Raw genomic sequence first — 20781 nt, forward strand, 5'->3', positions numbered from 1 at the left:
TAAAAAGGATTAATAGTGCATTTAACTTATTCAACCACAAATAAAAGTGAACAAAAAGCGCTGCGACAAAAACCTTTAATTCTAATTGTTGATGACGAACCAAGTAACTTACATGTTTTGGTAGAAGGACTTTCAACCGACTACGATGTTCGAATATCGACAAGTGGAGAGCAAGCACTAACGTTTATTGAGTCTACCCGCCCAGATCTAATTTTACTCGACATAATGATGCCGGGAATGAATGGTTATGAAGTGTGTAATATTTTAAAGGGCAAACCAAGCACCAAAGGGATCCCCATTATATTTGTTACCGCACTGACAGAAGAAGAGTCAGAAGAAAAAGGCTTTGCTATGGGCGCCATAGACTATATTCACAAGCCTTATAAATTAGCCTTGGTAAGAGCTCGTATTCGTACACATATAACAGCACAAGGTATGCTAGACCGATTAATAGAGAAAAACTTTGACCTACATGAAAAGCTGCTTGAAATAGAATCTTTAGCGATGGAGCTCGATGTTAGAGAAAAAGAATTAAAGCAGTTATCATCTAAACATCAACTCTTTTTTCACGCACTAACGAGTACAGCTGACGGTGTTGTGATAACTAACAGTACAGGCAAAATAATCGCGGTTAATCCTTCTTTTTGCCGCATCACGGGTTACGATGAAGCTGATTCGTTGAATATGCATATTCACGATATCAAACAAAATAACCAGCCAAATATAAACTTTGAACAAGTATGGCAACACGCAAGTGAAGCCGGCTACTGGAGTGGTGAGTTAGTTACCCGACGCAAAAGTGGTGAGTTATACCCTGAATTGCTAACGTTAAGCCTTGTAAAAAATGAACACGATACCAACGATCACTACATCGGTGTGTTTAGCGATATATCAAGCCTAAAAGTGACTCAGGAGCGAATAGATTACTTAACTTGGCATGACGAATTAACCGCACTACCTAATCGTAACAGCTTCTTAAAGCAGTTAGAGCAGCAATTACAAAGCTGTTCCACTGACAAAAATTTTGCCTATATTTTTATTATCGATGTAGATGGGTTTCACTCGTTTAATGATGGAATGGGCCTGCTAGCCGGTGACCATGTCCTAAAAGAACTAACTAAGCGTATCCATGAAAATACTGATAATAGTGATATTATTGCTCGCTTGGGAAGCGATGCCTTTGCAACGTTGTCAGTCCTAGATAAAGGCATTGGCAGAGCAAGAGCTCAAATTATTGCAGAGAAAAAAGCACAAGAAATTCTTACATCCGTAAGACTACCTTTTTTTGTTGATTTGCAAGAGGTTAGCCTAACAGTAAGTATTGGTATGTATATATTCCCACAACATGGGCAATGGGAAAGCGCTATTGAGACTATCAGAAACTGTGAAGCTGCCTGCTATAAAGCAAAAGAGAAAGGGGGTAACCGAGTAACATTTTTTGACACCTCATTTGGTGAACAAGCAAAAAGACGTTTTGAAATTGAGCAAGACCTACGTAAAGCAATCGCTTATAACGAGTTATTACTTCATTTACAGTCCCAATATGATAGTAATCAAATTTTAAAAGGAGCTGAGGTTTTACTTCGTTGGAAACACACAACGAAAGGCTTTATTAGCCCCAGTGAGTTTATTTCTATTGCTGAAGAGTCTGACGTTATTTATGACTTAGATTGCTGGGTATGTGAAAATGCCTTAAAAACATTAGCTAAGATTAATCAAACACACCCTCACTTAAGTTTATCAATAAACATAAGTGGTCGACATTTCCATGAGCCACGCTTTTTAGCCTTTTTAGTTGAACAGCTAACAATTAATAATGTTATTGCGTCGCAACTCACTATAGAAATTATTGAAGGTACGCTACTAAATAATATGGACTCTGCTATTGAAGCTGTGCATAACCTCAAAAAGTTGGGTGTTAAAGTATCAATTGATGATTTTGGAACTGGCTATTCAAGCCTCACATATTTAAAGCAATTACCAATTCAAGAGCTTAAAATAGACCGTTCTTTTGTGCTCGAAGCGCCAACAAATAAAAATGATAAACTAATAATAGATATGATTGTGAGTTTGGGACGTTTATTTGAATTAGACGTTGTTGCAGAGGGTGTCGAAAACCAATCACACTTCGATTTACTACAGGAATACCCGGAGGTGATACTACAGGGTTATCACTTGCATAAACCTGAGCTAGTAAACGATTGGCTAGCTAAATTAAAGTGATTTTATCAAAAATAAAAAGCCGAGCTATGCTCGGCTTTTGTAAAATTAATATAAAATTTATTCGCGAACTTGGCCTTCGCCATTCACTAAATATTTTTCTGTTGTGAGTGATTCAAGCCCCATAGGGCCATACGCATGAAGCTTAGATGTAGCAATGCCAATCTCTGCACCCAATCCTAACTGTGAACCATCAGAAAAACGAGACGATGCATTCACCATCACAACTGACGCATCTACACTACGTTGAAATAACTCAGCTGCGGCTTGGTTTTTAGTACAAATCACTTCTGTGTGATTTGAGCCAAATTGAGCAATATGCTCAACAGCGGCTGAAAATGTAGGTACTACGCGTATCGCGATTTCTAAGTCTAGGTATTCTTCACCAAACTCATCATCAGCTAAAACAGTTGCATTATCGAAGTATTTGGCAGCAAAGCTATCAGCATTGATCTTTACACCTTCTTGACGAAGTACTACCGCACATAAATTTAGGAACTCATCTGCGATATCTTCGTGTACAACCAAACCTTCAAGTGCATTACATACACCCGTTCGTTGTGTTTTACCATTAAGTAATAAATTAATCGCAACCTCTAGGTCTGCGTCTTTATCGACATACAAATGACATACACCTTTGTAATGCTGAATAACAGGAATGGTACTGTTCTCGGTAACAAAGTTAATCAACCCTTCACCGCCGCGAGGAATGATTAAATCGATGCTATCACGTTGCTGCATCAACTCCATAAGAAGTGCACGATCGGGATCTGGAATAACCGAGATTAATGAAACGGGTAAGTTGTGCTTTTCAAGTACACTGTGCATTACACTGGCAATCGCTTGTGAGCTTTTAAGCGCCTCTTTACCACCGCGTAAAATAACGCCATTACCGGATTTAAAACACAAAGCACCAGCGTCTGCGGTCACATTAGGGCGTGCTTCATAAATCATACAAACAACACCAAGTGGTACGCGCATTTTACGAATTTTAATACCATTAGGTCGTTCGGTGATTTCACGAAGCTGACCCACTGGATCATCAAGGCTTACTATAACTTCTATCCCTTCAGCCATCGATTCTATGCGCTCATCGTTCAGAGTTAGACGATCAACCATTGCCGCAGGCAAATTGTTGTCGCGCGCAGCGCTTAAATCACTTTCGTTTTCTTGAATTATAAATGCTTTTTGCTCTCTTAATGCCGCAGCCATTTCTGTTAACACTTGGTTTTTTGTCTCGGTGTCGAGTAAAGCAAGTGTATTTGCAGCTTTAGCTGCCTGACGCGAAATATCCGTAATTAAACTCATGACTTCTCCAATAATGCGATATCTTTTTCTGAAATAACAGGTCCAATAGAATCCTGCATTTTTTCACTAAATTCACTTTGTTCGTTGTCTGCAATGAAATTCAACAAACAACTACTGTAATTTGCGGTCGCTTTAGCTAATCGCGTACCATCTTCACTTCTAACGAGTATGGTGTCGCCAATTGCAAACTCACCATGTACTTCAACAATTTCATCGCCGCGAATTATGCCTGTTTCACCTTCGATTGATTCATCAAATGTTCCATCTACCACAACTTCACCTTGCTCATTCGCAGTGTGTGTCATCCAATGCACCGAATCTTGCATTGGTTTTTCGTATGGTAAAAATATTGTTCCAGGGTTGTCACCCTCTAATAAACGATTAAATGTCTCTTCTTTAAAACCATTAATTATATATGTTGCGATTCCGTGTGATGTTGCTTTTTCTGCCGCTTCTATTTTAGTTTTCATACCGCCAGTACCTACCGCGCTAGTAGCACATCCTGCCATGGCGTAAATAGAATCATCAATTGATTTTATTTCAGGTAATAAAACAGCATCGTCATGAAGATTTGGGTTTTTATCGTATAAGCCATCTACGTCTGAAAAAATCAGTAAAGCGTCTGCATCAGCGGCTGCTGCAACCATTGCTGATAAATTATCGTTATCACCTACTTTAAGGTCATCAGTAGTTACCGCATCATTTTCATTAATGATAGGTAAAACACCATGCTCTAATAATGTAAACACGGTTTCACGAATACTTTGATAACGCTCTCGGTCGCGCAAATCACCATGAGTTAGCAAAAGCTGGGCAGATGGAAAATCAAAAAAGCGGTCCCACATAGCAATCATTTCAGTTTGACCAGCGGCGGCCATTGCTTTTTTTAATACAACTGAACGGGGTTGATCTGATGGAAATAGATGCGAACCTGCCGCAACAGAACCTGATGAAACTAAAATGACCTCAATGCCGCGAGCACGACAACGAACAATAAACTGTGCGATAGTAAGTATGTAACGAGAACGACAACCGTCTTGATCTGGAGCAATAAGTGCGCTACCTACTTTTAAAACAATGCGTCGCCAATTTAACTTTTGCATAAGTCTTCTACTTTCCATTTTATCTGTGCTCAGTGTTAATGAGCTAAACTAAATAGCTACCAATATATGTAGCTTCGAATTTGTGTTTTTTGGCAACACTTTTAAACACACACAAGAAAGCCAAAATCTAAAAGCAAGGCTTTAAATTTAAGCTCAGATATAAAAAGCAGATACCTTGCAATGAAAGTAATGCCTATAAGAAAGTTTAAAAAGTGTTGTTTATGCATCGCTGTAAAAAGCCTTGGTGACTTTTTTATTAACAACATACATAGAGCCTCTAAAGTCTGGTACACCAACAGATAGGGTGAAGACTAAAGGACCGAGATTTAACCGCCACGATGGGGGTTAAACATTGGAAGATATCAATTCAACTCAAACTTTAAATGCTTGAGATAAACCGAATCAAGTAATCAAATAAATTATATTTTAGACGTTCAAATACTGAACTAGCTTCTAAATAACGATTATACCTAGCAAATATGACCGTAACATTAACGACGAATTTATTTCCCAGGTAATTTAATTAGATACCTAATTATTCGAACTCGAAGTATAATACGCTAAATTAGGTCGTAAGATCAAGGCTAAAATTCAAACGACCACATTGAAAAGCGTTTAGTAACAAACTTTTTTACTTTCAAATCATGAAGATAGAAGGTGTTATTGATAATTTATAAAATATTTAGCAACGCTAACCATAATTAATACGTACTAATATTTTGTTAGCGGCTAAAATTAAATAGTAATAGTTGATTTTCCCGTGTATACCCCTTTAATAACAACTAAAATCGTTATACTTTAAATAAAATCATAATAAGGAATTCTTAATCTATGTCAGCAATTTACATAGCCGGTATCGCACTCTGCTCAGTGCTTGCCCAATGGGTAGCGTGGGCATTTAGAGTACCCGCTATTCTTTTTTTATTGCTCACTGGCCTGTTACTTGGGCCATTTAGTGGTGTTTTAGACCCTGATGCACTTTTAGGCGACTTACTCTTCCCTGTCGTATCATTAAGTGTGGCTGTTATTTTATTTGAAGGCGCCCTTACCCTTCACTTTAGGGAGTTAAAGGGAATTGGTAAAGTAGTCAGAAACCTATGCTCCATTGGTATGATTGCAACCTGTGTTGTAATTAGTTTAAGTGCCTATTGGTTACTTGAGCTCAATTGGCGGGTTGCTGCTGTGCTCGGCGCAGTGCTTGTGGTAACAGGCCCGACAGTAATAGCGCCTTTACTAAACTCCATGCGCCCCACACAAGACATAGACCGCATTCTACGCTGGGAAGGGATTGTTATTGACCCTATCGGGGCATTGTTTGCTGTACTGGTATTTGAAGCAGTAATGTTAGTAGGCCAAGGCGAGGTACTAAGCCATACTATTGTTGCTTTAGTTAAAACTGTTGGAGTTGGTCTAACAATAGGGGTAGCAGCAGGCTGGGTTACAACTCAATTAATGCGCCGAGAATGGTTGCCATTTGAATTACATAAGTTTGGTATTTTAGCGCTGGTATTAATTAGTTTTTCTGTATCAAACTACTTAAGCCATGAGTCAGGCTTACTGGCAGTAACGGTATTTGGTATTTGGCTTGCGAATCAAGATGACCTAGAAATAGACTCTGTTTTAGAATTTAAAGAAGACTTGTCGATGATTCTTATATCAACGCTTTTCATTTTACTCGCAGCCCGTTTACAGCTTTCCGACTTAATGATGTTAGATAGTGATGTATTTATATTTTTAGCGATTGTGTTATTTGTAGCCCGCCCTTTATGCATTGCTATCTCTACCTTTGGTACCGACTTACCAATTAAATCTCGCTTAGTACTCGCCTGGATTGCGCCAAGGGGTATTGTAGCAGCCGCTGTTGGTTCAGTGTTTGCACTTAGTATGATGGAAGCGGGTGTGGCTGATGCAGAAAAAATGGTTCCACTTATTTTTACAGTTATTATTATAACTGTTGTACTACAAAGCTTAACCGCAATCCCCGTGGCAAAGTTACTAGGTGTACGTCAACCATCACCTAATACTATTTTAATTATTGGGGCTAACCATGTGTCACGTGCAATAGGGCGAGGTTTAAAAGAGCAAAATATTCCTGTCCACCTTTCAGATCCTGCTTGGGAAAACTGCAAAATGGCACGTATGGATGGCTTGCCTTGCTATTATGGTAATCCGCAATCAGAGCATGCTGAACGATACTTACCGCTTACAACTATCCGAAGTGTTTTAGCGCTTTCACCAAACAGGCATCACAATGCATTAGGTGTGCAGTATTTTTCACATTTACTCAATGAAAAAAACGTGTTTTCGCTACGCTCATCAACAACACACGCTAAAGCTAATAAAGACAGTGCGACCTTTTTATCGCGTCAAATATTATTTGGGGATGAAGGTTCGTACGCTCGCTTAAGCAGTGTCATTGCTAAAGGCGGAAAAGTAAGTGCTACACGTATTTCAGATGAGTTTAGCTGGGAGCAATACTTAGAAATGAACCCTGAGGCTATCCCTTTATTTATTCTCAAAGGAGATAAAGACAACGATGACGATACACCAGCTAAAGTAACACCATTCACACTTAATATGGACAAACCACCTCAAGAAGGTGAGCGTATTGTGGCACTGCACCCCCCAAAAATGTCGTTATTAAAAGACCCACAACTTAAAGACAAAGAATAAAGTTAATTAAAATAACGCTCACAAAAAAGCCCTAATTTTATTAGGGCTTTTTTCTAAATTTACAGCAACTCGCTTAGTTAAAGTTTATTCTTGATTAGTATTACATAGGTAACCGAGCGCGCTCTACGACACTATCAGGCATTTTTTGCGCAAGCTTAGTTAGGGCGTTTTCAATTTTTTTATGCGTTGCTTTATCTGCTACCATTGCATTAAACAACCAACGATATGCATCTTCAAAATCCCGTGGGCTACCGTAGCCATCATTGAACAACTTCACTAAACGTAACTGCGCTTTTAAGTTACCTTGTGCAGAAGCTTCACGTAAATACGTAATAGCCATGGCTTTATCTTGTTGAACTAGCCTTCCGGTATCGTAATAGCGACCTAACTGCTCAAGCGCTGCCGCTAAGCCTTGCTCAGCAGACTTTCTCATATAATACACGCCTAGCTCTACATTTCGCTCAACACACACATTATAAGCAAGCATATCGCCATATAAAAATTGATAGGATGGCAATGCCATTTTATTGGCTCGCGCTTCAATATCTTGAACTAGCTGGCAATCATCTGCCTTTACACGCTGCAAATGCACATTTTTATTTATTAACGCGATAAGCTCTGATTCAGTGTATAGCGGTACTGCAGCAGGTGATTCATCTGCTAACGTATTGGAAGATATAAATAAAGACACTGACACTAAGGGCACAGCTAATAACGAACTTTTTAAAAATAGGCGCATGTTCACCACGTACAAAAATTATCTTACTAAATAATATACAAAGATCGTTCCAAGGTGAATTTTAGACACAAAAAAAGCTGCATTTAGCAGCTTTTTTTATATTTATGGTAATTAAGCAAATGGATTGCGAAGTACCATTGTTTCTACACGGTCTGGACCTGTAGAAATAATATCAATTGGAACACCAGTGATTTCTTCAATACGCTTGATGTAATCAATTGCAGCTTTTGGTAAGCCTTCAAGTGAAGTTACACCCACGGTATTTTCAGACCAACCCGGCATCTCTTCATATACTGGTGTTACTTTCTCGTAACCTTCAGCAGCTAATGGTGTTACGTTTGTAACAGTGCCATCTTCAAGCTGGTAGCCAGTACAGATTTTCAATGTTTCTAAGCCATCTAAAACATCAAGCTTAGTTAAACAAAAACCTGAAATACTGTTGATTTGAACTGCACGGCGCATTGCCACTGCATCTAACCAACCAGTACGACGAAGACGACCTGTTGTAGCACCAAACTCATGACCTTTGTCACCTAAGTGCTTACCAACTGGGTCTTGCTTATCAAGGCCATCGTAAAGCTCTGTAGGGAAAGGGCCTGAACCAACACGTGTTGTGTACGCTTTGATAATACCTAACACGTAGTCAAGGTTTAGTGGACCAAAACCAGCACCAGTTGCAACGCCACCAGCGGTCGTGTTTGACGAAGTTACATAAGGATAAGTACCGTGATCAATATCAAGTAATGTACCTTGCGCACCTTCAAATAAAATGTGCTCACCTGCTAAACGTGTTTGGTCTAAAAGCTCAGTTACATCTACAACCATTGCTTTTAAGATATCTGCAACAGCCATCGCATCATCAAACGTTTTTTGGAAATCTACAGCGTCTACTTTGTAGTAGTTAACTAGCGTGAAGTTATGGTACTCAAGAACTTCTTTTAGTTTAGCTGCAAATAATTCAGGATTAAATAAGTCACCTACGCGTAAACCGCGACGTGCTACTTTATCTTCGTACGCAGGACCAATGCCACGGCCAGTTGTGCCAATTGGCTTGTCGCCACGAGCTGTTTCGCGGGCTACATCTAATGCAACATGGAAAGGCAAAATTAGCGGACATGCTTCACTTATTAAAAGACGTTCGCGTACTGGTACGCCACGCTCTTCAAGCATGCCAATTTCTTTCATTAGCGCTTCTGGTGATAAAACAACACCATTACCAATCACACATTTAACATTGTCACGTAATACACCCGATGGAATAAGGTGTAGAACCGTCTTTTTACCTTCGATAACTAAAGTATGACCTGCATTGTGGCCACCTTGATAACGAACTACTAAAGATGCTTTGTCCGTAAGGAGGTCAACTACCTTACCCTTACCTTCGTCACCCCATTGGGTGCCTAATACAACAACGTTTTTACCCATTGTAAATTCACTTAGAGAAAATTAGGACGAGATTTTACCAGAAAACCCAAGTAAAGATCACCCCTGTTCAGCTTATTTTTTCTGCGAAGAATTATTAAATTAAAATATGAGTAAATAACCACATATATAACAGTGATTTAAAGTTGTAGGTTGTATTCAACAAAAAGCCCCGCAAGTGCGGGGCTTTAAATTTTAAAAGTACAAATATAGTCTACTGCGCTTTAGCGCCTTTCATATATTGGAAGAAGTCACTGTCTGGTGAAAGCACCATCACATCTTGCTTACCTTTAAATGTTTTCTTATACGCTTCTAAAGAACGTACAAAGCTGAAAAACTCTGGATCTTTATTATATGCATTTGCATAAATAGCGGCAGCATCTGCATCACCTTGACCACGCACTGAGCGTGAGTTACGTTCAGCGTCTGCAAGCATAACTGTCACTCGACGGTCAACGCTAGCACGAATAGTTTCCGCTTTTTCCTGACCTTCAGAGCGGTGCTCTTTAGCAACGGCAGTACGCTCAGCACGCATACGTTGATAAATCGAACTACTTACTTCTTGAGGCAAATTAATTTGCTTAACACGTACGTCTAGCACTTCAATACCTAACTCGCGGGCACTTTCAGATGCTTGAACTAATGCTTCTTCCATAAGCTCACTACGCTCACCCGATACAATTTCACGAATTGTGCGTGTACCAAAGTTAGTACGAAGTCCGTTATTAACCTTTTGCTCAAGTAACGTTTCAGCATATTGCTTGTCGCCACGTGCACGTAAGTAAAAAGCACTAAAGTCGTTAACACGCCATTTAACAAACGAATCAACAATTAAGTCTTTCTTCTCACTTGTCACAAAACGATCTGGCGTTCCATCTAGCGTTTGAATACGTGCATCAATACGACGCACTTGGCTAAAAAATGGGACTTTCAAATGCAAACCTGGGCCATAAACAACCGCTTGATCATCGTCATCTTTTTGTACTTTACTGAACAATAGCACAATTGCTTTTTGCCCTTCAGGTACAACAAATACCGATGAGAAAGACATCACAATGGCAACTAGTAGTATTACTAAACTAAAATTTTTCATTATGCTTATCTCCCCTAGTTAAAGCGATCGTTGTTAAAGCGGTCGTTGCTGCTATTAACGGTGCTGTTACGTGATGTATTTACTTTGTTTCTTAAGTCTTGAATGTCACTTGAGCTTGGTAACGCAACACGTGTTGCAGTGCCTTGCTTTTCCATGATTTTATCAAGAGGTAGGTACATCATGTTATTACCACCCTTCACATCAACCAACACCTTAGAACTGCTACCTAACACTTCTTCCATTGCATCAATGTATAAGCGTTCACGCGTTACTTCTTTAGCCGCTAAATACTCAGGTAATAGCTTTTCAAAACGAGCAACCTCACCTTGCGCTTCCAGTGTAATACGCTCTTGGTAACCTTCAGCTTCTTGTGTCATACGTGTTACTTGACCACGTGCACGCGGTTCAATTTCACGCGCATACGCTTCTGCTTCACGGATGAAACGCTCTTCATCTTCTTGTGCTGCAATCGCATCATCAAACGCATCTTTAACTTCAGTAGGTGGGCGAGAATCTTTAAAGTTAACATCAGTAACAATTAAACCAAGATTGTATGGTTCGATTACCTTGTTAAGCTCATCCCATGTGTTTTGACGCACTTCTTCACGGCCGTTCGTTAAAACTTGGTCCATTTTTGCATGACCCACAACATAACGCAGTGCACTGTCTAGCGCTTCTTCTAAACTGCTATCAGCATTCGTTACGCTAAACTTGTAAAGGTATGGGTCAATAACACGGTATTGCACCTGAAACTCAACACTTACCACGTTTTCATCTTCAGTAAGCATAAAACCAGACGCCGACAGTGAACGAACGGCTTCGATATCAACTGGGATAACCGTTTCAATAAACGTCATTTTCCAACGCAGGCCTGGTTCAGCAATTCGGTCATATTTACCAAACTGCAAAACAACACCACGTTCCGCTTCTTTAACCGTATAAATACCACTTAACGCCCACACAATGGCAGCGATAATGAGGATAAATGAAATACCGGCTCCGCCAAGTCCGCCACCGCTTCCATTGCCGGATTTTTTACCGCCAAATAAGCCGCCGAACTTGTTACTAAACTTACGGAACACCTCGTCTAAATCAGGTGGGCCTTGATCACGTCCGCCTTTATTGTTCCACGGATCTTTGTCATTGCCATTATTACCCGGTTCATTCCAGGCCATAGCTATACTCCATTGTTATCTAAATAAATTAGGAAATTGTGTTAAATCTATCAAATCTACTGCGTTTCTCATACAAAAACCGACATTTAAACGTCAATTTTTAATCTTGGTTGATAAAACCAACAATTTCAGGACCAAATTCTTTAATTAAGCGATTCCATTCAACCATTGGCATTCTAACATCTAACAGCCAATTGCCTTGTTCATCAAATCGCTCTTCATGCACCGCATTTAAGCTAAAAAGTGAAGCCCTTAAACGCCCGTATAAAGGGGTTAATAAAAGCGTTTCACTAAACATTTTTTTAGCAAGCAACTCGCTAATGGCTTCGCTTAGTAATTCACACCCTTCACCCGTTTGTGCAGACAACCATACTCTTATAGGTTGACCTTCACTATCTCGATCAATACGCGGAGCAACATTATCAAGCGCATCAATTTTATTATAAATTAATAGCTGAGGAACGTCATCGGCTTCAATTTCTTTAAGCACAGATTGCACTTGTTCAATATTTTCTTTAATTCGCGAATCAGCAGCATCTATTACGTGTAACTGCAAATCGGCTTCACGTGTTTCGGTCAATGTTGCTTTAAATGCAGCCACTAAATCGTGAGGCAAATGACGGATAAAACCCACGGTATCGGCTAAAATTACTTGGCCAACATCACCCAACTCCAGTTTACGCAGTGTTGGGTCAAGCGTCGCAAAAAGCTGATCGGCAGCATAGACCTCAGAATCTGTAATACGATTAAATAATGTAGATTTACCCGCATTAGTGTAACCCACTAACGACACCGTTGGAATTTCATTACGGTTACGCGCGCGTCTACCCTGCTCACGCTGGACTGCCACTTTTTGTAGTCGTGCACGAATACTTTGAATACGTACGCGCAGTAAACGCCTATCGGTCTCTAATTGAGTTTCACCTGGTCCACGTAAACCAATACCGCCCTTTTGACGCTCAAGGTGAGTCCACCCTCGGATCAGCCGAGTAGACATATGACGAAGTTGTGCCAATTCAACCTGCAATTTACCCTCATGGGTACGTGCACGTTGGGCAAAAATATCAAGAATAAGGGTCGTTCTATCAAGCACACGGCACTGACAAACGCGCTCTAAGTTGCGTTCTTGTGACGGTCTGAGTTGATGATTAAAAATAACGACATCTGCATTGTGGATTTTGACAATCTCAGCTATTTCTTCTGCTTTACCGGTACCGACGAATAGTTTCGGATGTGGTGCTTGACGGCTGCCTTGCACAACCGCCAAACTACTAACACCAGCAGAAGATACCAACATCTCTAATTCATGAAGATCTTCACGATCCCCTTCTTTAGGTAAGTCGATATGAACTAAAATTGCCTGTTCGCCGGATTCATAGCGGTCAAACAAGCATTACGCTCCTAATTAAAAGTTTCCAGCTTCTGGTTCTTCAGTGTCATCGCTCCCTTGAACACCTTGGAAGTTGACTGCGCGAGCAGGTACAACTGTTGAAATTGCGTGTTTGTAAACCATTTGATTTACCGTGTTTTCAAGTAAAATAACAAATTGATCAAATGACTGGATTTTACCTTGTAATTTTATGCCATTAACCAAAAAGATTGATACCGGAATGCGCTCACGACGTAGTGCATTCAAAAATGGGTCTTGTAACGATTGGCCTTTTGCCATGTTATTCTTCCTTCGTTCTAGGTGTTATTATAATTAAGTGGCTGAACTCATTTAATAAAGCTAAATCATATCCAACTACTACTAGCTTAGCGAACTTACTACATGATGCAAGTTTTCTTCATCGCCGGTTGTTAACCAAGTAACATCAGGCCAACTTCTCAACCAAGTTAATTGACGCTTAGCCAATTGCCGGGTTGCTGCAATACCTCGAAATACCATTTCATCATGACTTACTTCACCCGCAAGGTAATCCCACATCTGTCTATAGCCCACACAACGAATAGAAGGCATATTGTGATGTAAATCTTTACGTAGATATAAGGCCGAAACTTCATTTTCAAACCCCTGATCTATCATTATTTTAAACCTTTCTTCAATTCGTTGATGTAATTCACTTCGCTCTTGCGGCGCGATGGCAAATTGATGAAAAGTATACGGTAAAGGTGGCTGCTTTTGCTTTTGCAGTTCAGTCATTGTTTTACCGGTTAATCGATATACCTCCAGCGCACGGTTAATTCTTTGCGAGTCGTTTTCACTCATTTTTTGTGCCGCTTGTGGATCTATTTTTACGAGTTCTTGATACAAGTGTGGCCAGCCAAACTCACTAGCCTCTGCTTCAAGTTGAGCCCTTATAGCTGGGTCTGCCTCAGGCAGAGGCGATAAACCGTCAATAAGTGCCTTGAAGTACAGCATTGTACCTCCAACTAATACAGGTACTTTACCTTGTTGATGAAATTCATCAATTTTTTTTATTGCATCACGTCTAAAATCTGCAACAGAATACGTTTCACTCGGGTCAAGCAGATCAATAAGATGATGTGGAGCGCGAGCCAATTCTTCTGAATCAGGTTTTGCAGTGCCAATGTCCATACCTTTATACACTAATGCTGAATCGACGCTGATTATCTCTGTATTTAAATGCTCGCACAAAGAAATAGCCAATGCTGTTTTACCTGCAGCAGTGGGACCCATTAAAAATATAACTGGTAATTGACTCAACACGAACACCCTAATTTAATTGCGCTAAATACTGACTTAGCTCTATTTTAACTGCTTTTTCACGCAAGCGTTCAATAGTTTGTGGATTATTTTGTAAGCGCATTTGTTGAGTTATAAATACGTTGCTAGCATAAAAGCGCGGCGGTATACATTCGGCCTGCCATTTTAACCAATCTTCTATGTTTTCAAGCTGCCTTTTACAGGCGCTTAGTAACTCGTTAACAGCATTACTTACATCAAGTAAATACAAACATGATGGCAGCTTTTTAACCATGACAAACTGCTTCTCTATCACCAATTCAAAGCCAAGCAGCGTGAACCTCGATTGCTGCCCTTCGATTAGCAAACAGTCTTCTTTTGATAAATTAACCCTGACAGGTAATAACAATGCTTTACCTTCAAGGCTACCTTGCTCTTTAATTTGCTCATGCCAATCATCAACTATGGCGTATTTAAAATGTGAGCAAAATAGCTCCTGCTGCGCACTAAAGACACAGTTTCCATCATACAAACTAATAATAGACACCATACTCACAGCACTTTGTTCCGGTACTGATGAATCTTGCTGAGTGGTTTGCGCCACGACATCAAAGTGAGCAGCATGTTGTTCACTCACTCCCTGATAAAACGCATTCACGTCTTGATGGTTTGCACTTGATGATGCTCTGTATTCACCACCACTACTTTTTGCACCAGTTGAACTTGAACTACCTGAGTAATTTGGTTGTAACTGAGATTTAGGATAATCGTAACCGCCGCTAGTCTCATTTTTAGATGTCGACGGATGCATGGCATGAGTAAATGCAGGTAAATGTTCATCAGCTGTCGTTACCGCTTCATTGTTAAACTCACCTTGCAATGGCACAACAACTTGCTTGATCGCTTGTAAAATAAAGTCATGTACTAAGCGACCTTGATGAAAACGTACTTCATGCTTTGCTGGGTGTACATTTACATCAACTTGGCGTGGGTCAATATCAATATAAATGACAAACCCTGGTAGCTCTTGTACCCCACTAACTTCTTCAAATGCCTGACGAATAGCGTGTAAAATGAGCTTATCGCGCATCATACGATTATTTACATACGTGTACTGCGTTGTATTTACAGAGCCTACCGGTAAAACCCAGCCATGTAGTTGAAGCCCTGCTTCCCCTGATTGAATATGAAGTCCTTGCTCTGCAAACGCCTTACCTGCAACTTGTGCAACGCGAGTTATGGCGTGAGCGGGATCTGTTTTGGCGCGGTATTGCCTAACTACTTTTTCGTTATGAGTCAGCGTAATCGATACATCAAACCGGCTAAGTGCTATACGCTTAATGAGCTCATCAATATGGGTAAACTCTGTTTTTTCGGTACGTAAAAATTTGCGCCGTGCAGGGGTATTAAAAAATAGATCTTTAACCTCAATGGTGGTGCCATCAGGGTGAGCAACCGGCTTAACTTGCACAGCCATATCACGGCCTTCTGCAAATGCTTGCCAAGCAGCGTCTTGGGTCTTTGGTTTGGAGCTGAGGGTTAATCGCGATACTGAGCTAATTGAAGCTAATGCCTCACCCCTAAAACCTAGTGAACAAATATTTTCTAAATCATCAAGCGACTTTAACTTACTTGTCGCATGGCGAGAAAGCGCAAGTGTGAGCTCTTCTTTACCTATACCCGAGCCATTATCACGAATACGAATAAGCTTATGGCCACCACGCTCTATCTCTATTTGAATACGAGTAGCGCCAGCATCTAGGCTATTTTCAACAAGCTCTTTTACTACCGACGCTGGACGCTCAACCACTTCACCTGCGGCAATCTGGTTGGCTAAACGGGCAGGTAGTATTTCAATATTCATGATATTTCCTAGCAAACTGCGTGCAGATTTATGTAATTAACTTTGTGGTATGTCGAGCTCTTGACCAATAAAAAGCGTGTTTGAATTTAGTTTATTTACTTTTTTTATTTTACTTATGCTGACCCCATAACGGCTTGCCAACATACTTAAAGATTCACCCGGACGTACTTTATGTTTTGTAGGGTATTGCGACTTCAATTTTGCAAACAACGAATCATCTGGTGGGTTTTTCAAATAGTAATTTTTGATTGAAGTGAACATAGCCTTGGCTAAACGCTCTTGATGATTTGCACTTTTCAATAATTTTTCTTCTCGCGGGTTAGATATAAACCCCGTTTCGACCAAAATAGAGGGAATATCTGGCGACTTAAGAACCGCAAGGCTAGCATGTTGCGGGTCTTTTTTATGAAGCTTTGCAACTTTTCGTAGCTCTTTAACTACTTCTTCTGCAACGTTTAAGCCGGTTTTCATTGAATGATCCATCGACATATCAAGTAATGCTTGCGCTAAGTATTTTTCGTTAGCCGCATCTTTCATTACATCGGCTGCACCACCGAGCAACTCGGAATGCTTTTCTTTATCTTCTATCCATTTACCGATTTCAGAATTAGCTCTTCGTAATGACAACACCCATACCGATGCACCATTGGGACCAGGGCTTGTAAATGCATCTGCGTGAATAGACACAAAAAAGTCGGCTTTTTTCTCTCGTGCTCTGTTTGTTCTCGTATTAAGTTTTACAAAGTAATCGCCACTTCGTACCATACGCGAAATCATGCCCCGCTCAGCGTCTATCATTCGCTCAAGACGCTTAGCTATTTGCAACGTGACCGTTTTTTCATACGTGCCTGATGGCCCTATTGAGCCAGGGTCCTCTCCGCCATGCCCCGCATCGATAGCAATTACAATATCGCGTTCTTGGCTAAGTTGACGTTTTTTAGCAGCTTTTTGTGCAGGTGAAGCCACTGGTTCTGGTTCGCTTTTATTATATAAATCGACCACAAGCCTATTTTTGTATGGCCCAGTAGGCGCGAGCGCAAATAGCACTGGTTTTACGGGTGCGCTTAGCTCAAATACTAAACGAACGCTTTGCTTATTTTTGGGCTTTGAGTAACGTAATTTGCTAACAATTTGATGCTTAGGTGGCACACCGGGTAGTACTTTAAGCTCTTTGGTGTTTTCTAGGTCAACTACTAAGCGGCTTGGGTTTTTTAGCATAAAATAACTAAAATCGGGTTTATCGTCTAAATCAAATACAACGCGTGTACTATCTGGAGATGGCCACACACGCACACTATTTATCGTGTTTTGTGCCCACAAAGAAAAGCTCATGATGAAAATCATAAGAGAAACTGAGAATTTAACTGCGCCTCGATTCATTTGATAATTACTGCCTTCACTATTTTATTATTTATTTTTTAGTTTATCGACAATTGCTGCACCACGTTCACTGGTACTTTTGAACACAATTTTACGCTCGTCACCTACATAGCTTAGCGTTATATCTAAATCGGGTACAGGAATAAACTCCCCCCCCTTTTCCGGCCACTCAACAACACAAATAGCCTGCGGTGAAAAATAATCGCGTATACCCATAAATTCAAGTTCTTCTGGATCACCTAAACGATACAAGTCAAAGTGATAAACGTTTGCACGGTCAAGCTCATAGGGTTCAACCAGTGTATATGTTGGACTCTTAACTTTACCTGTATGACCAAAGCCTTGCACTACACCACGTGTAAACGTCGTTTTACCAGCGCCTAAATCACCATGTAAATAAATCACAGCACCTTGCTCAATAATTGCTGCTACTTGCTTACCCATTGCAACAGTTGCAAGTTCATCATTTAAGTGAGATTCAAAACTACGGGTCATTATTACCTCAAAATTAACTTAAAAGCGCATATTAGCTAATCATACCAGATTATTTATTTATGGCGATAAATTGAAGTTTCAGGCATAAAAAAACCGGCAAAAGCCGGTTTTTTTAATTTAGGAAGATTACAAACCTAACTTTTTCTCAAGGTAGTGGATATTAGTTCCACCATTTTGAAAATTCTCGTCTGCAAGAATACGCTTATGCAAAGGAGTATTAGTTTTAATCCCATCAATTACTAATTCGTTTAGTGCATTACGTGCACGGGCAATAGCCACATCACGGTTTTCACCGTAAGTAATTAGCTTGCCAACCATTGAATCGTAGTGAGGTGGTACAGTGTAGTCAGCATAAATATGGCTGTCCCAACGAATACCTAGCCCACCAGCGGGGTGAAAACGTGTAATTTTACCCGGTGACGGGATAAACGTTTCAGGGTCTTCAGCATTAATTCGACATTCAATCGCATGACCACGAATAACGACGTCGTCTTGCGTGAACGATAATGGCTGACCCGCTGCTATTTTTAGCTGCTCTTTGATTAAGTCAATACCCGTAACCATTTCTGTTACTGGGTGCTCAACTTGAATACGGGTATTCATTTCAATGAAGTAAAACTCGCCGTTTTCGTATAAAAACTCAAACGTACCCGCGCCACGGTAACCAATTTCAATACACGCACGTGTACAACGCTCACCAATAAACTTACGCGTCTCAGCCGTTATACCTGGTGCTGGTGCTTCTTCAACTACCTTTTGATGACGGCGCTGCATTGAACAATCGCGTTCACCTAAGTGAACTGCATTACCTTGTCCGTCGGCTAATACTTGTACTTCGATATGACGTGGGTTTTCAAGGTATTTCTCCATGTAAACCATACCGTTACCAAAAAACTGTTTAGCTTCTTGCTGCGTTAGTGAAATTGAATTTACTAATTCAGATTCATTGCGTACTACACGCATACCACGGCCACCGCCGCCGCCAGCTGCTTTAATAATAACCGGATAACCAATGCGCTTAGCAATTTGCATGTTGCGTTCGTTATCGTCTGTTACAGGACCATCAGAACCCGGTACACATGGAACGCCGGCTTTGCGCATTGCGGCAATAGCAGATACTTTATCGCCCATTAGACGAATTGTGTCGCCTTTTGGTCCAATAAATACAAAACCACTTTGCTCAACTTGGTCTGCAAAATCTGCGTTTTCTGCAAGAAAACCATAACCTGGGTGAATCGCTACCGCATCAGTTATTTCAGCCGCAGCAATAATGCGCGGTATATCTAAATAACTATCTGTTGCTGATGGCTTACCAATACAGATGGTTTCATCTGCAAGCAATACATGCTTAAGATCGCGATCCGCCGTTGAATGAACAGCAACCGTTTTGATCCCAAGCTCTTTGCAGGCGCGCAATATACGAAGTGCTATTTCACCTCGGTTTGCTATGACTACTTTATCTAACATTAGAGTTGGCCTTTTACGTTATGCTATTAGTCAATGATGAATAGAGGTTGGTCAAATTCAATTGGCTCGCCATTTTCAGCTAAAATTGCGCGTACAGTACCCGCTTTATCAGCTTCAATTTGGTTCATCATTTTCATGGCTTCAATGATACACAGTGTATCGCCTACATTAACTTTAGAGCCTACTTCTACGTAAGCAGGTGCCTCTGGAGAAGATGCTGAGTAAAATGAACCAACCATAGGTGATTTAACTTGATGACCCGTTGGTGCAGCAGGCGCAGCTTCTGCTTCAACTGCTACAGGGGCTGCAGGGGCTGACGCTTGCTGTGCAGGGGCTGGTGCATATTGTTGTGGTGCAAATTGTGGGTAAGCTGGACCCGCACTCATGTTGTTACGGTTTATGCGTACCGACTCTTCACCTTCAGTGATTTCTAGTTCCGCAATGCCCGATTCTTCTACTAATTCGATAAGTTTTTTTATCTTGCGAATATCCATTACACGACCCGCCTGTTAGTTTGTTAGTGTGTTAATTTTTAAATTAAATTGCGTTTTGCGACCGGTTAACCGCTGCATTTAATGCTGCGTGGTAACCCATTGCACCTAATCCACATATAACGCCTTGTGCCACATCTGAAAAATAAGAATGATGACGAAAAGCTTCACGTGCGTGCACATTGCTCAAGTGCACCTCATAAAACGGAATATCAACACTTAACAATGCATCACGTAATGCAACGCTTGTATGCGTAAATGCTGCGGGGTTAATAATGATACAATCAACCGCTTGCCAAGCATTATGAATTCGTTCTATGAGCGCTTGCTCACCATTACTTTGAAAGTGCGTAAGTTCAACATTCAGACTATTAGCGGTATTTGTTAGTTCGCTCATAATCTCGCTAAGTGTTTGCGTACCGTATTTTTCTGGCTCGCGCTTTCCTAGCATGTTTAAATTTGGACCATTAACAACTAAAATCTTTAATTTTGCAGCCATAATACGCGATATACCCTCTAAGTAATGAGTTAAGCCATTGCTAGCTATTTTTTAACTTTAAACTAAGCATAAAAAAGCTAAATTGCAACATTTTCTCACGTTAGCTGGGTATTATAGTGATTTCGACGTAAATAACAGCAAAATACTGGTCCAATCACTATTTAAGGTACATTTTGAAAGGTATAAATAACAAAGCCACTTAGTA

General features: G+C 40.4%; 17 protein-coding genes. 2 read left to right on the forward strand and 15 right to left on the reverse strand.

What is annotated here, in order from left to right; translation table 11 throughout:
- Positions 1–15 precede the first annotated feature (15 nt).
- A complete protein-coding gene (locus R0J88_RS12265) occupies positions 16–2223 on the forward strand; it encodes an EAL domain-containing protein (RefSeq protein ID WP_410900051.1) in 2208 nt (735 codons plus the stop codon).
- A 57-nt stretch (positions 2224–2280) separates the two neighbouring features.
- Here the strand turns inward: R0J88_RS12265 and R0J88_RS12270 are convergent, their stop codons facing one another.
- Both R0J88_RS12270 and proB read right to left on the reverse strand, forming a co-directional pair.
- Complete coding sequence (locus R0J88_RS12270; protein WP_008128245.1) at positions 2281–3528, reverse strand: glutamate-5-semialdehyde dehydrogenase; 1248 nt, start codon at positions 3526–3528, stop codon at positions 2281–2283.
- Positions 3525–4631: a glutamate 5-kinase gene (gene proB, locus R0J88_RS12275; protein WP_006791232.1), complete on the reverse strand. Its 1107-nt coding sequence runs from the start codon at positions 4629–4631 to the stop codon at positions 3525–3527. Before proB ends, R0J88_RS12270 begins: the two co-directional genes overlap by 4 nt.
- A gap of 831 nt (positions 4632–5462) precedes the next feature.
- Between proB and R0J88_RS12280 the strand changes: the two genes are divergently transcribed.
- A complete protein-coding gene (locus tag R0J88_RS12280; RefSeq protein ID WP_008128242.1) occupies positions 5463–7304 on the forward strand; it encodes a cation:proton antiporter in 1842 nt (613 codons plus the stop codon).
- A gap of 100 nt (positions 7305–7404) precedes the next feature.
- Here the strand turns inward: R0J88_RS12280 and R0J88_RS12285 are convergent, their stop codons facing one another.
- The 13 genes from R0J88_RS12285 to aroQ all read right to left on the reverse strand — a co-directional run bounded on the left by R0J88_RS12285 (position 7405) and on the right by aroQ (position 20576).
- Positions 7405–8043: a tetratricopeptide repeat protein gene (locus tag R0J88_RS12285; protein WP_008128241.1), complete on the reverse strand. Its 639-nt coding sequence runs from the start codon at positions 8041–8043 to the stop codon at positions 7405–7407.
- A gap of 111 nt (positions 8044–8154) precedes the next feature.
- Positions 8155–9468: an adenylosuccinate synthase gene (locus R0J88_RS12290; RefSeq protein ID WP_008128387.1), complete on the reverse strand. Its 1314-nt coding sequence runs from the start codon at positions 9466–9468 to the stop codon at positions 8155–8157.
- Between the two features lie 211 nt (positions 9469–9679).
- The gene (gene hflC, locus R0J88_RS12295; protein ID WP_006791238.1) at positions 9680–10558 is read right to left on the reverse strand and encodes a protease modulator HflC; all 879 of its coding nucleotides are present in this window, start codon (positions 10556–10558) and stop codon (positions 9680–9682) included.
- 14 nt (positions 10559–10572) lie between these two features.
- On the reverse strand, positions 10573–11733 hold the full coding sequence (gene hflK, locus R0J88_RS12300) for an FtsH protease activity modulator HflK (protein ID WP_006791239.1): 1161 nt from the start codon (positions 11731–11733) through the stop codon (positions 10573–10575).
- 100 nt (positions 11734–11833) lie between these two features.
- On the reverse strand, positions 11834–13123 hold the full coding sequence (hflX, locus tag R0J88_RS12305; RefSeq protein ID WP_008128385.1) for a ribosome rescue GTPase HflX: 1290 nt from the start codon (positions 13121–13123) through the stop codon (positions 11834–11836).
- Between the two features lie 15 nt (positions 13124–13138).
- Positions 13139–13402, reverse strand: coding sequence for an RNA chaperone Hfq (hfq, locus tag R0J88_RS12310; protein WP_006791241.1), 264 nt, complete (start codon positions 13400–13402; stop codon positions 13139–13141).
- An 81-nt stretch (positions 13403–13483) separates the two neighbouring features.
- A complete protein-coding gene (miaA, locus tag R0J88_RS12315) occupies positions 13484–14401 on the reverse strand; it encodes a tRNA (adenosine(37)-N6)-dimethylallyltransferase MiaA (protein WP_008128382.1) in 918 nt (305 codons plus the stop codon).
- Positions 14402–14411: 10 nt separating this feature from the next.
- Positions 14412–16244 (reverse strand): DNA mismatch repair endonuclease MutL, encoded by a 1833-nt coding sequence (mutL, locus tag R0J88_RS12320; protein WP_410900052.1) that lies wholly within the window; start codon positions 16242–16244, stop codon positions 14412–14414.
- Between the two features lie 36 nt (positions 16245–16280).
- Entirely contained in the window at positions 16281–17576 is a 1296-nt protein-coding gene (locus R0J88_RS12325; protein WP_008128378.1) for an N-acetylmuramoyl-L-alanine amidase, read from the reverse strand.
- A 75-nt stretch (positions 17577–17651) separates the two neighbouring features.
- On the reverse strand, positions 17652–18119 hold the full coding sequence (gene tsaE, locus R0J88_RS12330) for a tRNA (adenosine(37)-N6)-threonylcarbamoyltransferase complex ATPase subunit type 1 TsaE (protein WP_410900053.1): 468 nt from the start codon (positions 18117–18119) through the stop codon (positions 17652–17654).
- Positions 18120–18245: 126 nt separating this feature from the next.
- On the reverse strand, positions 18246–19586 hold the full coding sequence (gene accC / locus R0J88_RS12335) for an acetyl-CoA carboxylase biotin carboxylase subunit (protein ID WP_006791246.1): 1341 nt from the start codon (positions 19584–19586) through the stop codon (positions 18246–18248).
- Positions 19587–19612: 26 nt separating this feature from the next.
- Positions 19613–20080, reverse strand: a complete 468-nt coding sequence (gene accB / locus R0J88_RS12340) for an acetyl-CoA carboxylase biotin carboxyl carrier protein (RefSeq protein WP_006791247.1) — start codon at positions 20078–20080, stop codon at positions 19613–19615.
- Positions 20081–20123: 43 nt separating this feature from the next.
- Entirely contained in the window at positions 20124–20576 is a 453-nt protein-coding gene (aroQ, locus tag R0J88_RS12345) for a type II 3-dehydroquinate dehydratase (RefSeq protein ID WP_006791248.1), read from the reverse strand.
- Positions 20577–20781: the final 205 nt, after the last annotated feature.

Origin of the sequence: Pseudoalteromonas sp. SIMBA_162, from assembly GCF_046535955.1 — a bacterium.
Classification (GTDB): domain Bacteria; phylum Pseudomonadota; class Gammaproteobacteria; order Enterobacterales; family Alteromonadaceae; genus Pseudoalteromonas; species Pseudoalteromonas marina.

Coding starts and splice junctions, on each gene's coding strand:
- R0J88_RS12270 (WP_008128245.1), bottom strand. CDS start 3,528: ATGAGTTTAATTACGGATATTTCGCGTCAGGCAGCTAAAGCTGCAAAT.
- proB (WP_006791232.1), bottom strand. CDS start 4,631: ATGCAAAAGTTAAATTGGCGACGCATTGTTTTAAAAGTAGGTAGCGCA.
- R0J88_RS12280 (WP_008128242.1), top strand. CDS start 5,463: ATGTCAGCAATTTACATAGCCGGTATCGCACTCTGCTCAGTGCTTGCC.
- R0J88_RS12285 (WP_008128241.1), bottom strand. CDS start 8,043: ATGCGCCTATTTTTAAAAAGTTCGTTATTAGCTGTGCCCTTAGTGTCA.
- R0J88_RS12290 (WP_008128387.1), bottom strand. CDS start 9,468: ATGGGTAAAAACGTTGTTGTATTAGGCACCCAATGGGGTGACGAAGGT.
- hflC (WP_006791238.1), bottom strand. CDS start 10,558: ATGAAAAATTTTAGTTTAGTAATACTACTAGTTGCCATTGTGATGTCT.
- hflK (WP_006791239.1), bottom strand. CDS start 11,733: ATGGCCTGGAATGAACCGGGTAATAATGGCAATGACAAAGATCCGTGG.
- hfq (WP_006791241.1), bottom strand. CDS start 13,402: ATGGCAAAAGGCCAATCGTTACAAGACCCATTTTTGAATGCACTACGT.
- mutL (WP_410900052.1), bottom strand. CDS start 16,244: ATGAATATTGAAATACTACCTGCCCGTTTAGCCAACCAGATTGCCGCA.
- R0J88_RS12325 (WP_008128378.1), bottom strand. CDS start 17,576: ATGAGCTTTTCTTTGTGGGCACAAAACACGATAAATAGTGTGCGTGTG.
- tsaE (WP_410900053.1), bottom strand. CDS start 18,119: ATGACCCGTAGTTTTGAATCTCACTTAAATGATGAACTTGCAACTGTT.
- accC (WP_006791246.1), bottom strand. CDS start 19,586: ATGTTAGATAAAGTAGTCATAGCAAACCGAGGTGAAATAGCACTTCGT.
- accB (WP_006791247.1), bottom strand. CDS start 20,080: ATGGATATTCGCAAGATAAAAAAACTTATCGAATTAGTAGAAGAATCG.
- aroQ (WP_006791248.1), bottom strand. CDS start 20,576: ATGGCTGCAAAATTAAAGATTTTAGTTGTTAATGGTCCAAATTTAAAC.